The organism is Nocardioides rubriscoriae (genome assembly GCF_008087085.1).
GTDB classification, from domain to species: domain Bacteria; phylum Actinomycetota; class Actinomycetes; order Propionibacteriales; family Nocardioidaceae; genus Nocardioides; species Nocardioides rubriscoriae.
This window is the reverse complement of the sequence record NZ_VIYJ01000011.1, coordinates 137,663-151,443: the sequence shown is the minus strand read 5'-3', so window position 1 is coordinate 151,443 and position 13,781 is coordinate 137,663. Positions and strand designations below refer to the sequence as shown.

Sequence of the window (13,781 nt, the reverse complement as noted above, 5' to 3'; positions counted from 1 at the left end):
ACCTGTCCGCGTCCCCGGGCTCGATGGACCCGTCCCGCTGGAGCCCTTGGGACCTCTGGGCGCGTTCCCCGCCGTCGGCTTCGTCGTGGGCAGGGCACTGGAGGCGACGTGGCCGCTGCCGCTCTTCACCGGCAACCGCATCCTCGGCGCGGAGGCCGGGGCGGTGGTCTCCCTGGTCGAGGTCACCGGAGCACGCCGGACGGTGAGCGGGTGGGACCTCACCGTCCGTACCGACGCCCCCGCGGTCTCCGAGGCGACGGTACGGGTGCGCGCGCTCCCCGGCGGTGGGGTGGACCTGGCCGTGCGTCCACCACCGGGCCTTCCGGTCGCCTCGACGATCACGACCCTACGGACCCCCCGTACTGAGGGTCTTTACGGGTTGGGGGCGCGCAAGGACGCCTTCGATCAGCGAGGCCTCCTGCGCAACGTGTGGGTGGAGCAGCAGAACGCCACCGACGAGAGGGCCGAGCCCGTGACGTGCCCCACCACAGGCTGCGACGTCACCTTCCCCAATGGCCCCCAGGCCGCCTACCTCGTGCAGCCCTCGGTGCACGGCAGCCGCGGCTGGACCGCCTGGTTCGGCGCGACGACGCTGTCCCGGGTCGACCTGGCCGCGTCCCGTGGCAACCGGCTGCGCTGGGGCGTCGCATCGGCCGGCCTCGACCTCCACCTGGCGGGTGGCGGCCTGGTCCGTTCCGCCCTCGCCCACACCGCCGACGTCGGGCGGGCACCGGCACCCCCCTCGTGGATCTACCAGCCCTGGGTCGACGTCATCAACCAGGGCGAGGGAGAGGCCGCACCGAACGGCGGCGGCTTCACCGGCGGCGCCCGGGTCAAGTCCGACCTGCGCACGATCGTCCGCCGCTCCCGCGAGCTCCGCCTGCCGCTCGGGGTCCTGGGCGTCGAGGGTTGGCAGGAGGTGCCGGACGGCAGCGACTTCTTCCACGGGCTGCGGCAGCGCGGCTACCACCTCGCGGCCTACTGGAACCCTTTCCACTCCCCTGGCAACACCGGGTACGACGAGGCCGAGCGACGCGACCTGTTCATCGAGGGCCCGACCGGCGAGCCCTACGCCTTCGTCAACAACCGCGGGGCCCTGACCTACGCGATTGACTGGACGAAGCCGGGGGCCACGGCTTTCTGGCAAGCCCAGCTACGACGCTCGATGCGCCTCGGTTTCGAGGGGTGGATGCACGACTTCGGGGAGTTCGTCGGCGAGGAGATGCGCTTCGCCGACGGCACACCACCCGAGGTGATGCACAACCGCTACCCCGTGCTGCTCCACCGTGCCGCCGACGCCGCGGCGACGTCGTATGCCCGCACCCACCGGGGCTTCCAGCCCTTCTTCTACGTGCGCTCGGGTTTCGACGGAACCCAGCGCTCTACCGGCGCCGTCTTCCCCGGTGACGAGACGTCCGACTGGGCAGAGGGCTCCGGGCTGCCGAGCGTGGTGCCGGCGATGCTCAACCTCGCTCTCGGCGGTTTCCCGACCTTCACGACCGACGTGGGCGGTTACTTCGACTTCCTGGCTCCGCGCACCACCCCCGAACTGATGACGCGCTGGTCGCAGCTGGCCGCCCTGACGCCGGTCATGCGGGTCCACAACTCCACGGCGAACGGTCAGCTCGACCCGCACGAGCTGACCGGGCCCCATCTGGACGCGTACCGCCGCTACGCACGGTTGAAGGTGCGCCTGGCACCGATGGTCGATCGGCTCACCCGCGCCGCCGCCGACGGCCGAGGTCTGGGGCCCGTGCGCCCGCTCGTGCTGGCCGACCCGTCACCCGCGGCTCGTTCGATCGACGACCAGTGGCTGCTGGGCCCGAACCTCCTCGTCGCGCCGGTGCTCGAACCCGGGGCACGCACTCGGGTCCTCTACCTGCCCCGGGGCCGCTGGGTGCCCGTGCGCGTCGATGCTCGCGGACGACTCGTCCGCGAAGGTCGAGCCCGACCGGGTTCGCGCAGCATCACCGTCCACGTCCGGCTCGCCGACATCCCCCTCTTCGTGCGCAGCGCCAGCGCGCGGCGGCTGGGCATCGACAGCCGCTGACCCGACAGGTCGTCGGCAGGTCGCCGGCGGGTCGCGTGCGGAGAGTGGGGCGCTACGTCACCTGGCCCGCGTCGTACGCCGTCCCGGTCGCGCCGGCGTCGCCAGGACCGGTCGACGGACCGGAGCCGTTCGCGGGTCCCCCGCCCTGGGACGCCATCGGGCTGCCCACCAGGGCACCCAGGGCGGACAGGGCGACCCAGGCGACGACGGCCGCGACGACGAAGCGGGTGAGGGCGACCTCGAGCGAGAGCGTCTCGTCGACCAGGGCCTGCCACAACGCCGACGAGGCGAGCACGGTGGCGGCGCCGAGGACCGGGGCGGAGAAGGGGCTCATACGGTGACCTCCATGGTCGGGGACGTGGCCCTGCCGCTGACCACACCGGCGGAGCGCACCTGCGCGCTGCCGGTGAGCTCGCGGTAGGACAAGACGGGCACCCGCTCGATGATCGGGCGCACGAGACGGCGGACCGCCGCTCGCAGCTGCGGGGCGCAGACGAGCACCGGGCGCTGGTTGTGGTTCTCGGCCTCGGTGACCAACTGGTGCAGCTGCGCCAGCATCGTCTGCAGGATGGTCGGGTCGAGCGCGATCATCGGGCCCTGGTCGCTGGGACGCAGCGCCTCGAGCATCTGCTGCTCCAGCATCGGGTCGATGGTGACGACGTGCACCAGCCCGTCGACGACGTACGGCGCCACGACGCCGGGTCCCAGGGCACCGCGGGCGGCGTCGACGAGTCCGTCGAGGTCCTTGCTCGACTGGGCCCGCAGCGAGAGCGCCTCGAAGATGCGGACCAGGTCGCGCACCGAGATCCGCTCGTCGAGCAGGCACTGCAGCACGCGCTGCACCTCGCCGAGCGAGAGCTGGGCCGGGGTGAGCTCGTCCACGACGTTGGGGTGGGTCCGCTTGACGACGTCGGCGAGCAGACGCACGTCCTCGCGGCCGAGGAGACGGGCCGCGTGGACCGTCACGATCTCCGACAGGTGCGTCGTGATCACGGCCGAGCGGTCGACGACCGTGGCGCCGCCGAGCTCGGCCTGGTGGCGCAGCTCGGCCGGGATCCACTTGGCCTCGAGCCCGAAGACCGGCTCCTGGGTGGCCTCCCCCGGCAGCGAGCCGAGGAAGTCGCCGATCGCCAGCACGGTGCCCGGGGGCGCCTCGCCGCGGGCGACCTCGATGCCGAAGAGCTTGATGACGTAGGTACGGGCGGGCAGCGTGACGTCGTCCCGCGTGCGCACCAGGGGTACGACGATCCCGAGGTCGCCTGCGATCTTGCGTCGCAGCCCCTTGACCCGCTCGAGCAGGTCGCCGCCACTGAGCGGGTCGACGAGGTCGATGAGGTCGGCGGCGAGCTCGAGCCCGAGCGGGTCGACGAGCATCTCCTCGACCAGGGTCTCGGGCAGGTCGGGGTTCTTGGTCGTCTCCAGCGACAGGACCTCGCCGGAGGCCAGGGCGCCGGTCTTGCCGTCCTGGCCCTGCGCCGGGACCCGCGTCGAGACCAGCAGCAGGACGCCGCCGGTGAGCAGGAACGGGATCTTGGGCATGCCGGGGATCAGGCACAGCGCCATGCCGGCGAACCCGGCGATGCGCAGCGGCGCCTGGCGCGCGACGAGCTGGGCGACGATGTCGGAGCCCATGTCGGAGTCGTTGCTGCCGGCGCTGCGGGTCACGACGAGACCGGTGGCCACCGACAGCAGCAGGGCGGGGATCTGCGAGACCAGGCCGTCTCCGACCGACAGCAGGGAGTAGGCCGTGACCGACTCGCCGGCCGACAGGCCGCGCTGCACCATGCCGATGGTGAAGCCGCCGACCAGGTTGACCAGGGTGATGATGATGGCGGCGATCGCGTCGCCCTTGACGAACTTCGACGCACCGTCCATCGCGCCGTAGAAGTCGGCCTCGGCGTGCACCTCCGCGCGGCGGCGGCGGGCCTCGTCCTCGTCGATGAGGCCGGAGTTGAGGTCGGCGTCGATGGCCATCTGCTTGCCGGGCATGGCGTCGAGGGTGAAGCGGGCCCCGACCTCGGCCACGCGCCCGGCACCGTTGGTGATGACGACGAACTGGATGATGAGCAGGATCGCGAAGATGATGAGCCCGACGATCAGCGAGCCGCCGACCACGAAGTGCCCGAAGGTGTCGATCACCTTGCCGGCGTAGCCGTCGATGAGCACCAGTCGGGTGGCGCTGACGTTGAGCGCGAGGCGGAACAGCGTCATCACCAGCAGCATCGCGGGGAAGCTCGCGAAGTCGAGGGGCCGGCCGACGAACATCGCGGTCAGCAGCACGAGGAGCGCTCCGACGATGTTGGCCGCGATGAGCACGTCGAGGAGCATCGCGGGCAACGGCACCACGAGCATCACGACGATCATCACGATGCCGACGGGCACGCCGAGCTGCGTCACGCGCTTCATCGCCAGGGTTTCCTTCCGGGTCGCCACGGTGGGGACGCCGTCCCTGGCGTGAGCGACACCGTCCTGGCGTCAGCGGTCCCATCGGCACGGCCGGGGTGGACCTGAGGCAAAACGCTCAGGCCACCCGGCGACGTCGCCCGGCCGGCGGTACGGCGGGCAGGTCGGCCTCGCGGCGCGGGGACCGGTGCTGACCGCCGCGGACCCCCTGGTTGCGTCGGCTGATGACGAAGGCCAGCACGTGGGCGACCGCGGCGAAGAGCTCGGGCGGGATCTCCTGCCCGACACGGGTCGAGCGGTACAGCGAGCGGGCCAGCGGGATGTCCTGCACGAGCGGCACCCGGTTCTCGGCGGCGACCTCCCGGATCCGGGCGGCGATCACGCCGGCACCGCGTGCCACCACGACGGGTGCGCCGCGCTCGGCCTCGTAGCGCAGCGCGACGGCCACGTGGGTGGGGTTGGTCAGCACGACGTCGGCCAGCGGGATGTCGCTCATCATCCGGTTGCGCGCCGCGGCGTGCTGGCGTGCCCGGATCGCGCTCTTGACGAGCGGGTCGCCCTCGGACTGCTTGTGCTCCTGCTTGACGTCCTCCTTCGACATCTTGGTCTGCTTGTTGGTGCGACGCCGGTTCATCGCGTAGTCGAGGGCCGCCATGACGATGCCGGCGATCGCGACGGTGCGCACCAGCTGCAGGGTCTGGTCGCTGACCACGTGGATCACCACGCCCATCGGCACGAGGGTGCCGATGAGGGGCGCCGTCGCGCGCACCGCGCCCCACACGAGCAACCCCACCACGGAGCACTTGAGGAGCATCTTGACGCCCTCCCACAGCGCGTGGGGACCGAAGGTCCGCTTGGCGCCCTGGAGCAGGTTGAGCTTCTTGGCCGACGGCTTGACCGACTTGGTGGCCAGGTAGAACCCGCCCTGCGCGATCGTCCCGGCGACGCTGATGACCATGACGATCGCGCCGAGGACGACGAGCACCGTCAGCACGTGCCGGCCCGCGTCGCGCAGCAGCTGCCCGGCCCGCGGCACCGTCGGGTCCTCGATCACGCGCAGCGCCCGCTCCATCAGCACCGCGAGGGAGTCGAGCTCGCGACCCAGCAGCAGCGGTGCCGCCAGGGTCAGCGAGGCCAGCGCGAGCCAGGGACCGAGCTCCTGGGTGCGGGCGACCTGTCCCTCCTTGCGCGCCTGCTTGCGACGCTTGTCGGTGGGCTTCTCGGTCTTCTCCCCGCTGCCGCCGCCGCTCACGACGATCCTCCTGCCATCGCCGACGTCGCCTGCATCGCCAGCTCGACGAGGCGGTCGACGACGCCGGGCAGCACCGGGAACGACAACCCCACCAGCAGCAGGGTCAGCCCGATCTTGGCCGGGAACATCACGTTGATCGCGTTGAGCTGGGGCGCGACCTTGGTCATCAGGGCCAGGCCCAGGTCGGCGATGAAGAGCACCGCGATCATCGGCAGCGCGATCTGCACCGCGGTGACGAAGAAGATGCCGAAGGCCTTCGAGAGCACCTGCGCGCCGTTGCCGAGGTCGGGGGCCGACCCGACCGGGAGCATCTCGAAGGTGCGCAGCAGCCCGCCGATGACCAGCAGGTGACCGCCGCTGACGAACAGCAGGACCGTGGCGAGCATCTGGTGCAGCTTGCCCATCACGGTGTTCATGGTCAGCCCGAGCGGGTCGAACCCCTGGGCGAGCGAGAAGCCGCCGAAGACGTCGATGATCGAGCCCGCGGACGCGATCGTGGCGAACAGGACGTAGGTGACGAAGCCCATCGAGACGCCCACCAGCACCTCGTTGAACACCGCGAGCACCAGCTCGCCCGTGGTGACCGGCACCGACGTGGTCGGCATCAGCGGCGCTGCGGCGATCGCCAGGGCCACGGACAGCACGACCTTGGCGGTCGCCGGTACGGCGCGCGAGGAGAACGGCGGCACCACGAACAGCCACGCCACCACCCGCACCGACGCGAGCAACAGCCCGACGGCGGGTGCTCCGGCGATGGTCAGGGTCATGGCGTCGGGCTGGTCAGGAGAGCAGGTCGGGGACCATGGCGAACAGGTCCTGGGTGAAGTTGACGAGGGTGTGCATCATCCAGTTGCCGCTGATGAGCACGGCGATCCCGACGGCGATCACCTTGGGCACGAAGGCCAGGGTGAACTCCTGGATCTGGGTCATCGACTGGAACAGCGAGATGACGAACCCGACGACCAGGGCGGTCACCAGGATCGGGGCGGACAGCTTCAGGGCCACCGTCATGGTCTGCATCGCGATCTCGATGACGTCGGTGTCGCTCATGGATCCTCCGGGCGGCTAGGTGTTGTAGCTCTGGACGAGGGAGGTCACGACGAGCGCCCACCCGTCGACGAGCACGAAGAGCAGGAGCTTGAAGGGCAGCGACACCATCACCGGCGGCATCATCATCATGCCGAGCGCCATCAGGGCCCCGCTGACGACGATGTCGATCACGAGGAACGGGATGAAGATGATGAAGCCGATGATGAACGCCTGCTTGAGCTCGCTGAGGACGAACGCCGGCACCAGGGTGCTGAGCGACACCTCGGTGCGGTCCTTCGGCAGGTCGCGGTGGGCGACGTTGGTGAGCAGCTCGAGCTCGTCGTCACCGGTCTGGTCGAGCATGAAGGTCCGCAGCGGGGCGACCCCGTCGGTGAAGGCCTCGGCCGCGGTGGCGTCGCCGTTCATGTAGGGCTGCAGCCCCAGGTCGTTCATCTCGCTGAGGACCGGCGACATGATGAAGAGGCTCAGGAAGAGCGCGAGCCCGGCCAGCACCTGGTTGGGCGGGGTCTGCTGCAGCCCGAGCGCGTTGCGGGTCAGGCCGAGGACCACGAGGATCTTGGTGAAGCTGGTGCACGTCAGCAGCAGCGCCGGCGCCACCGACAGCAGCGTGATGGTCAGCAGCAGGGTGACCGAGGTGCTGGGCTTGTCGGTCAGCCCGTCGAGGCTGACGTTGACCGAGCCGTCGCCCGCGTTCTTGTTCTTCGGCCCCTTCGGTCCCTTCGGACCGCCCGGCCCCTGCGGGCCCGGCTTGCCCGGGTCGGCGGTGCTCACCGACGCGGTCGAGGCGACCGCTCCCGCGGAGGCGGTCAGGGCCGTCGAGGCACCGGGGTCGGCCGGGGCGGCGTGACCGGCGGCGGGCTGCCCCAGGAGCAGGCCGAGGCCCAGCACGAGGGCAGCCAGGAGGACGGCACCCCAGCGGTGGGGGTGCCGTGCGGGGCGCGTCACGACGCGCGCCTGCCGATGACCTGCCAGCCCTGCTTCCAGGTCTGGGGCGAGAGCAGCGAGCCGGCGAGAGCGCCGCCGGCGGGCGGCGTCCGGTCGGTGGGCGCCTTGTGCCGCGCGGAGTGGCGACCGTCGGGTCGCCCGGGCCCCTCGGGGCTGGTGCGGTCCAGCTCGACCAGGAGGTGCTCGGCGAAGTGGTCGTGGGCGGCGACGGCCGGGGTCGGCCGCAGGGCGGTGAGGAGTTTGGGCCGGGCGGGCAGGGCCGAGGTCGACGTACGGCCGGGGTCGGCTCCGACGCTCTCGAGCTCACCCGGCTCGAGCTCGGCGAGGACCTGCACCTGCTGCTCGGTGACGCCGAGGACCAGCGTGCGTCGCCCGATCTCGACGACGGTGACCGCGCTCCCCCGGCTCAGGGCCTGGCGCTGCACGACCCGCACGGCGCCGGAGCCGCCGCGGTAGCGCCGTCCCGCCACGCGGGTGAGGACCAGCAGCAGGCCCAGCACCACGGCGAGCGAGAAGACGGTGCGGATCGCGAGCTCGGCCATGTCAGACGACAGCGCTGTGGTCGAGGATCTCGGTGACGCGCAGACCGAAGTCCTCGTCGACGACCACGACCTCGCCGCGGGCGACGAGGCGGCCGTTGACCAGCAGGTCGGCGGGGGCCCCGGCGGCCCGGTCGAGGGCGAGGACGGTGCCCGGCGCGAGGGCGAGGAGGTCACGCACCGCCATCCGGGTGCGTCCGAGCTCGACGGTCACCTCCATCTCGACGCCGTGGAGCATCTCGATGCCGCGGCGACCGGCCGCGATGGGGTGCACGCTCGCGCCGCCGGGGGGCGGGGTGACGGCGCTGCCGACCGGTGCCATGGTCTCGATGGCGCTCACCGGGTCGACGGACCCGGGGTGCAGCTCCTCGACCGGCGCCGACGGGGCCCCGGTGGCCGACGGGTCGGCGGCGCGCTGCGCGGCCGTGAGGGACGACGCGAGGGTCGCGTCGGGCACGAGCAGCGCTGCGGCGATCCCGGCCCCGATGAGCGGGACGGCGACGAACCCCCCGCCCTGGAGCTCCACGACGGTGTCGAGGGGCGCCTCGGCGCCGGCGCCGACCGAGCTGCCGAGCGCGGCGGCGGCGGCGTCGAGCGCGGGCTGGAGGGCGGCGGCGACGTCGAGCTGTCCCAGTGGGCTGGTGCGCAGCGTCTCGACGAGCTCCTCGCCCACGAGCAGGGTCACGGTGCCGTTGACGGCCCCGGTGAGCCCGGCGGTGACGGCGGCGGCGAAGAGGGACGCGATGTGCTCGGTCCCCGGCTGCGCCTCACCGGCCTCGAGCGGCTCGGACGACGGCAGCACGGCCGCGCTGGCGGTCGCGACCTCGTGGGCCAGGCGGGTGCGCGGGTCGGAGGCGACGTCGGGCATCGGGGGCAGGGTCATGACTTCTCCTGGTGGGAAGGGCTCGGCACGGTGGCCACGACGAGGGCGGCCAGCCGGGTCCCGTGGGCGCCGGCGGTGGCATGGGCGAAGACCTGGTCGCCGACGGTGACGTCGAGCGGGGCGGCCGACGGGTGGACCAGGCGCAGCACGTGACCGGGCTGCAGGCCGGCCAGCGCGGCGGGGTCGAGGCGGCTGGAGCGGAAGCGCACCGCGACCTCGACCGGCACGTCCTCGAAGGTCTGCTGCAGCAGCATCGCGGCCTCGGCGCGCTGGGCGCGCTCGCGGCCCGAGACCGGGGCCGGGGCCGCTGCGGCGGCCAGGTGCGGGTGCAGCCCGGTGAAGGGCAGGCAGACCGTCATCCGGTGCGGTCGGTCGTCGATGCGCAGCTCGAGCTCGATGACGACCATGACGTCGCCGGAGCTGGCCACCTGGGCGAACTGGGGGTTGTACTCGACCGCCGTGACCTGCGGGTCGATCGGCACGATCACCTCGATCGAGTAGCGCATCTCCGACAGCAGCCGGTCGACGAGACCGCGCACGATCCCGGACTCGATGTCGGTGAGGGGGCGCTGCGGCTGCGACGCGTCGCCGGGCCCGCCGAGCATGTGGTCGACGCACGACATGACCGCGTCGAGCGGCAGGTCGAGCAGACCGCGGCCCGGCATCGGCTCGGTGGTGAACAGGGTGAGGTACGACGTCGTCGCGAGCGAGTCGACGTGCTCGGCGTACGACCGCTGCTCGATGGTGAGCAGGGTCACCTGACAGATCGTGCGCAGGGCCGACGTGAAGACCGTCGTGGCCTGGCGGGCGAAGGAGTCGAAGGCGACGTGCAGGACCCGCTGGTGCTCGCGCGAGAGCTGGATGGGTCGACGGAAGTCGTAGGGGACGGCTTCGACACGGGCGCGCTCCCCGGCACCACGGGGGGCCTCGACGCGGGACGAGGTCGGCAGGCTCACGTCCCCCCCGATCGGCGTCGCCGGGGTGGACCTGAGAGATACGGGCCGGAAATCTTCCGTCCGGCCGACGGCGGCACTGGTCCCGGCCGGTCCTCCGCCCGGCCCGGGCTTCTCTACTGGGTGACGAACTCGGTGAAGTACACCCCCATCACGGTGCCCTCGTAGGCCTCCTCCAGCTCCTTCTCCAGCTCGGTCTTGAGCTTGTCGCGCTCCTTGGCCACGCCGAGCTCCTCCACGCTGCGCCCGCTGAGCAGCGAGATGGTGGCGTCGAGCGCCTTGCTCCCGTCGGTGGGCTTCTCCGCCGTCGTCGTCAGCTGCAGCGCCAGCCCGACCCGCAGGTAGTGCCCGCCCTGGAGGTTGAGCTGGATCGGCTCGATGACCAGCACCTCCCCCGCCTGGGGCTCGACCGGGCCCTTGTCGCGCAGCACGAAGTTGTAGACACCGCCGGCCACGGCCAGCAGGGCCACGACGACGATGATCAGCTTCTTCTTGGATCCGGGCTTCTTCTCGTCGTCGGTTGCCTTCGCCTTCGGGTCTGCGGTCATCGTGGTCATGAGGTGGGTCCTGTCGTGACGGGGGGGAGGGCGGGCTCGGCGGCGGCGCTGACGCCGTCGGGCCCCGTCGGAGCCGGACCGTCGGACGGCCCGGGGAGGTCGGCGCCGCCGACCTTTCCAGCGCGACCGGCGCGGGCCAGGCCCGGGATCAGCGCCGAGGTCTCGCGGTCGGTCGCGTAGCGGACGACGACGTCGACCCGTTTGTTGATCCGCTGCGACTGGGGCAGCGCGGGGTCGACCAGGGGCCGGGTGTGCCCGAACGCCGAGAGGGACAGGCGCTTGGCCGCCAGCCCGGAGACCGACTGGAAGCGACCCAGGACGGTGAGCGCACGGGCGGCGGACAGGTCCCAGTCGGTCGGGTAGTAGCGCGGCTTGACCGGCACCTGGTTGGTGTGGCCGTCGACCTCGAGCGGGTCGGTCACCCGCGCCAGCACGGCGCCGATCGCGTCGACGACCTGGGCCCCGCGCCGGGTGAGGACCGCCAGGTCGTTCTCGAAGACCACGTGACGTGACACCAGGCTCAGCACCAGCCCGCGCTCGTCGTACGACGCCCGCATGTCGCCGTCCAGGCCGGCCAGGCGCAGCGCCTGCTCGAGCCGCGCGCGCAGCTTCTCGAGTCGCTCGAGCTCGCGGCGCGCGGTGGCCTCACGCCGGTCGCGCTCCAGCGCACGGTCCTTGTCGATCGCCTTCGCGACCTGCGCCTGCATCTCACCGTCGGCGCCCGAGAGCTGCAGCTGCGGCGCGATCATCGCCACCCCGACATCGGGGTTCATCGACTGAGTGCCCTGCAGGATCGAGTCCTGCGACCCGAAACCCGCCTGGAGCCCGTCGCGCAGCTCGGCGAACTTGCGCTGGTCGACCTGGCTGATCGAGAACATGACGATGAACAGCACCATGAGCAGCGTGACCATGTCGGCGTAGGTGACCAGCCACCGCTCGTGGTTCTCGTGCTCCTCGTGCTCCTCGTGGCGGGAGCTGCGTCGTGTCGACACCACGCACCCTCAGGCTGCCTTGGCCGGCTGCTGGCTCACGGGCAGCAGCGACGTGAGCTTCTGGGCCACGACGCGCGGGTTGGCGCCGGACTGGATGGCGGCGACGCCCTCGATGACCAGCTCCATGCGCATCGCCTCGAGCTCGCCCAGCCGCTTGAGGCGGTTGCCGAGCGGCAGGAAGATCACGTTGGCGCTGGTGACGCCCCACAGCGTCGCCACGAACGCGGCCGCGATCAGGTGACCCAGCTCCTCGGGGGCGGAGAGGTTCTCGAGCACGTGGACCAGGCCCATGACGGTGCCGATGATGCCGATGGTCGGCGCATAGGCACCGGCGTCGGCGAAGAACTTGGCCGCCTGCTTGTCGGCCCGCTTCTTGGCGAACAGCTCGGCCTCGAGGATGTCGCGCACCTCGTCGGGGTCCGTGCCGTCGATGGCGAACGTGACGCCCTTGACCAGGAACTCGTCGTCGAGCTCGCGGACCATCTCCTCCAGCGACAGCAGGCCCTCGCGGCGAGCACGCTCGGCCAGCGCGACGATCGAGGGCACGACCTCGGAGGCCGGGGCCACCGAGCCTGCGAAAGCACGCTTGAGCGAGGTGACCGCCGTCTTGGCGTCGGCCATCGTCCCGCCCGCGATCGTGATGAGGATCGTCGTGCCGAAGACCAGCAGCAGGGCCGGCAGCAGCAGCAGGCTGGTCGGGTGACCGCCCTCCAGCACGTTGGCCAGGACGACCACGACGAACCCACCACCGATGCCGATGATGGCGGCCAGGTCCTTCTTCACGGCGTCTCCCCCGGCGCGGCACCGGCCGACGCGGGCTCGCCCGACATCTGCTGCCGGATCACCGACAGCACCGGTCGTCGGGCGGGAGCCGAGGACATCGGCTCCTGGGCGATGGTCGCGGCGAACGCGTCGCTGAGCGCCAGGATCTCGGCGCGGTGGGCCCGCACCGTCGAGACGATCTCGGCGAGGCTCTCCGCGACGACGTACTTGGTGCCGCCGACGACCGTGATCACCGTGTCGGGGGTGGAGTCGACGCGCTCGATCAGGTCCGAGTTGAGAGCGAACATCGACCCTGAGAGTCGGGTCAGGAGAATCATGGGGGCACCGTCCTTGATGCGCTGGTGAGGACAGCCGTCCGTGGCCGTCAGGCTGGTGATCGGCCCCGAGCGGACCGACCTGAGCAGAATCCGGCGTACCGACGGACCCGGTTCAGGGCCCGCCGGTACGCACGGATCAGCGCTTGATGTTGACCAGGTCCTCCAGGACCTGGTCGGAGGTCGTGATGACGCGCGAGGAGGCCTGGAAGCCGCGCTGGGCCAGGATCAGGTTGGTGAACTCCGCGGCCAGGTCGACGTTGGACATCTCGAGCGCACCGGCGGTCATGGTGCCGCGACCGTCCTGCGCCGGGACTCCGAGGTCGGCGGTGCCGGAGTTGGCCGAGGCCCGGAACGACGTCTCCCCGACCCGCTCCAGCCCGTTGGGGTTGTTGAAGTTCGCGATCGCGAGACGTGCCATGTCGCGCTGGGTCCCGTCCGAGAGCACCGCACGCAGCGTGCCGTCGCTGGCGAAGTTGAACGACGTGACCTTGGTGCCCGGCGCCGCGGGCGGCGTCAGCAGCGTGGGGTCGAGCACGACGTTGCCCGGTGCGCCGGTCGGGGCACCGGTGGCGTCGAGCGCGTAGCCCTGCACGCGCCCGCCCGAGGGGGTCACCAGGGTGCCGGTCTCGTCGAAGGTGAACGCGCCGGCCCGGGTGTAGAGGTCCTCGCCGTCGGTCTGGACGACGAACATGCCGTCGCCCTGGATCATCAGGTCGGTGGAGCGCCCGGTGAGCTGGGCCGAGCCCTGGCCGAGGTTGCTGGTGATCGCGGCGAGCTGGACGCCGAGGCCGACCTGCACCGGGTTGGTGCCGCCGCGTCCGACGCCCGCGCCCGAGCCGCCGGTGAGCATCTGGCTCAGGGTGTCCTCGAAGACGGTGGTGCTGGTCTTGAAGCCCACGGTGTTGGCGTTGGCGATGTTGTTGCCGGTCACGTCGAGCATGGTCTGGTTGACGCGGAGGCCGCTGATGCCGGCGAAGAGCGAGCGAAGCATGGTGGTGGTCCTTCCAGGACGTGGGGTGGGATGTCCGAGACGTGGGAGGTGCGGGACGTGCGGGAC

The 13,781-nt window shown here is 71.7% G+C and carries 15 protein-coding genes; 1 reads left to right on the top strand and 14 read right to left on the bottom strand.

Annotated elements, in window-relative coordinates; genetic code table 11:
* The first annotated feature begins 46 nt into the window (after window positions 1-46).
* Window positions 47-2,050, top strand: coding sequence for a glycoside hydrolase family 31 protein (locus FZC61_RS19630; RefSeq protein WP_170286191.1), 2,004 nt, complete (start codon window positions 47-49; stop codon window positions 2,048-2,050).
* Window positions 2,051-2,102: 52 nt separating this feature from the next.
* Here the strand turns inward: FZC61_RS19630 and FZC61_RS19625 are convergent, their stop codons facing one another.
* The 14 genes from FZC61_RS19625 to FZC61_RS19560 all read right to left on the bottom strand — a co-directional run bounded on the left by FZC61_RS19625 (window position 2,103) and on the right by FZC61_RS19560 (window position 13,715).
* Window positions 2,103-2,384 carry a hypothetical protein gene (locus FZC61_RS19625; RefSeq protein ID WP_148615863.1) on the bottom strand — a complete coding sequence of 94 codons (282 nt, stop codon included), beginning with the start codon at window positions 2,382-2,384 and terminating at the stop codon, window positions 2,103-2,105.
* Entirely contained in the window at window positions 2,381-4,456 is a 2,076-nt protein-coding gene (locus FZC61_RS19620; protein WP_246142807.1) for a flagellar biosynthesis protein FlhA, read from the bottom strand. Before FZC61_RS19620 ends, FZC61_RS19625 begins: the two co-directional genes overlap by 4 nt.
* A 115-nt stretch (window positions 4,457-4,571) precedes the next feature.
* Window positions 4,572-5,705 (bottom strand): EscU/YscU/HrcU family type III secretion system export apparatus switch protein, encoded by a 1,134-nt coding sequence (locus tag FZC61_RS19615; protein ID WP_148615862.1) that lies wholly within the window; start codon window positions 5,703-5,705, stop codon window positions 4,572-4,574.
* The gene (locus tag FZC61_RS19610) at window positions 5,702-6,472 is read right to left on the bottom strand and encodes a flagellar biosynthetic protein FliR (protein ID WP_148615861.1); all 771 of its coding nucleotides are present in this window, start codon (window positions 6,470-6,472) and stop codon (window positions 5,702-5,704) included. The genes FZC61_RS19615 and FZC61_RS19610 overlap by 4 nt, the downstream gene beginning before the upstream one ends.
* A 13-nt stretch (window positions 6,473-6,485) precedes the next feature.
* Window positions 6,486-6,755, bottom strand: coding sequence for a flagellar biosynthesis protein FliQ (gene fliQ, locus FZC61_RS19605; protein WP_148615860.1), 270 nt, complete (start codon window positions 6,753-6,755; stop codon window positions 6,486-6,488).
* A 15-nt stretch (window positions 6,756-6,770) separates the two neighbouring features.
* Complete coding sequence (gene fliP, locus FZC61_RS19600) at window positions 6,771-7,700, bottom strand: flagellar type III secretion system pore protein FliP (protein ID WP_246142806.1); 930 nt, start codon at window positions 7,698-7,700, stop codon at window positions 6,771-6,773.
* Window positions 7,697-8,242: a flagellar biosynthetic protein FliO gene (locus tag FZC61_RS19595; RefSeq protein ID WP_148615859.1), complete on the bottom strand. Its 546-nt coding sequence runs from the start codon at window positions 8,240-8,242 to the stop codon at window positions 7,697-7,699. The genes fliP and FZC61_RS19595 overlap by 4 nt, the downstream gene beginning before the upstream one ends.
* A 1-nt stretch (window position 8,243) precedes the next feature.
* On the bottom strand, window positions 8,244-9,122 hold the full coding sequence (fliN, locus tag FZC61_RS19590) for a flagellar motor switch protein FliN (protein WP_148615858.1): 879 nt from the start codon (window positions 9,120-9,122) through the stop codon (window positions 8,244-8,246).
* Entirely contained in the window at window positions 9,119-10,078 is a 960-nt protein-coding gene (locus FZC61_RS19585; protein ID WP_246142805.1) for a flagellar motor switch protein FliM, read from the bottom strand. Before FZC61_RS19585 ends, fliN begins: the two co-directional genes overlap by 4 nt.
* A 113-nt stretch (window positions 10,079-10,191) precedes the next feature.
* Complete coding sequence (locus FZC61_RS19580; protein ID WP_148615856.1) at window positions 10,192-10,632, bottom strand: flagellar basal body-associated FliL family protein; 441 nt, start codon at window positions 10,630-10,632, stop codon at window positions 10,192-10,194.
* Window positions 10,629-11,624: an OmpA/MotB family protein gene (locus tag FZC61_RS19575; protein WP_170286190.1), complete on the bottom strand. Its 996-nt coding sequence runs from the start codon at window positions 11,622-11,624 to the stop codon at window positions 10,629-10,631. The genes FZC61_RS19580 and FZC61_RS19575 overlap by 4 nt, the downstream gene beginning before the upstream one ends.
* 9 nt (window positions 11,625-11,633) lie before the next feature.
* A complete protein-coding gene (locus tag FZC61_RS19570) occupies window positions 11,634-12,407 on the bottom strand; it encodes a motility protein A (RefSeq protein WP_211357345.1) in 774 nt (257 codons plus the stop codon).
* On the bottom strand, window positions 12,404-12,724 hold the full coding sequence (locus tag FZC61_RS19565; protein ID WP_148615854.1) for a flagellar FlbD family protein: 321 nt from the start codon (window positions 12,722-12,724) through the stop codon (window positions 12,404-12,406). The genes FZC61_RS19570 and FZC61_RS19565 overlap by 4 nt, the downstream gene beginning before the upstream one ends.
* 136 nt (window positions 12,725-12,860) lie before the next feature.
* Complete coding sequence (locus FZC61_RS19560) at window positions 12,861-13,715, bottom strand: flagellar hook-basal body complex protein (RefSeq protein ID WP_148615853.1); 855 nt, start codon at window positions 13,713-13,715, stop codon at window positions 12,861-12,863.
* Between the last annotated feature and the right edge of the window lie 66 nt (window positions 13,716-13,781).

Coding starts and splice junctions, on each gene's coding strand:
- FZC61_RS19625 (WP_148615863.1), bottom strand. CDS start 2,384: ATGAGCCCCTTCTCCGCCCCGGTCCTCGGCGCCGCCACCGTGCTCGCC.
- FZC61_RS19620 (WP_246142807.1), bottom strand. CDS start 4,456: ATGAAGCGCGTGACGCAGCTCGGCGTGCCCGTCGGCATCGTGATGATC.
- FZC61_RS19610 (WP_148615861.1), bottom strand. CDS start 6,472: ATGACCCTGACCATCGCCGGAGCACCCGCCGTCGGGCTGTTGCTCGCG.
- fliQ (WP_148615860.1), bottom strand. CDS start 6,755: ATGAGCGACACCGACGTCATCGAGATCGCGATGCAGACCATGACGGTG.
- FZC61_RS19595 (WP_148615859.1), bottom strand. CDS start 8,242: ATGGCCGAGCTCGCGATCCGCACCGTCTTCTCGCTCGCCGTGGTGCTG.
- fliN (WP_148615858.1), bottom strand. CDS start 9,122: ATGACCCTGCCCCCGATGCCCGACGTCGCCTCCGACCCGCGCACCCGC.
- FZC61_RS19580 (WP_148615856.1), bottom strand. CDS start 10,632: ATGACCACGATGACCGCAGACCCGAAGGCGAAGGCAACCGACGACGAG.
- FZC61_RS19565 (WP_148615854.1), bottom strand. CDS start 12,724: ATGATTCTCCTGACCCGACTCTCAGGGTCGATGTTCGCTCTCAACTCG.
- FZC61_RS19560 (WP_148615853.1), bottom strand. CDS start 13,715: ATGCTTCGCTCGCTCTTCGCCGGCATCAGCGGCCTCCGCGTCAACCAG.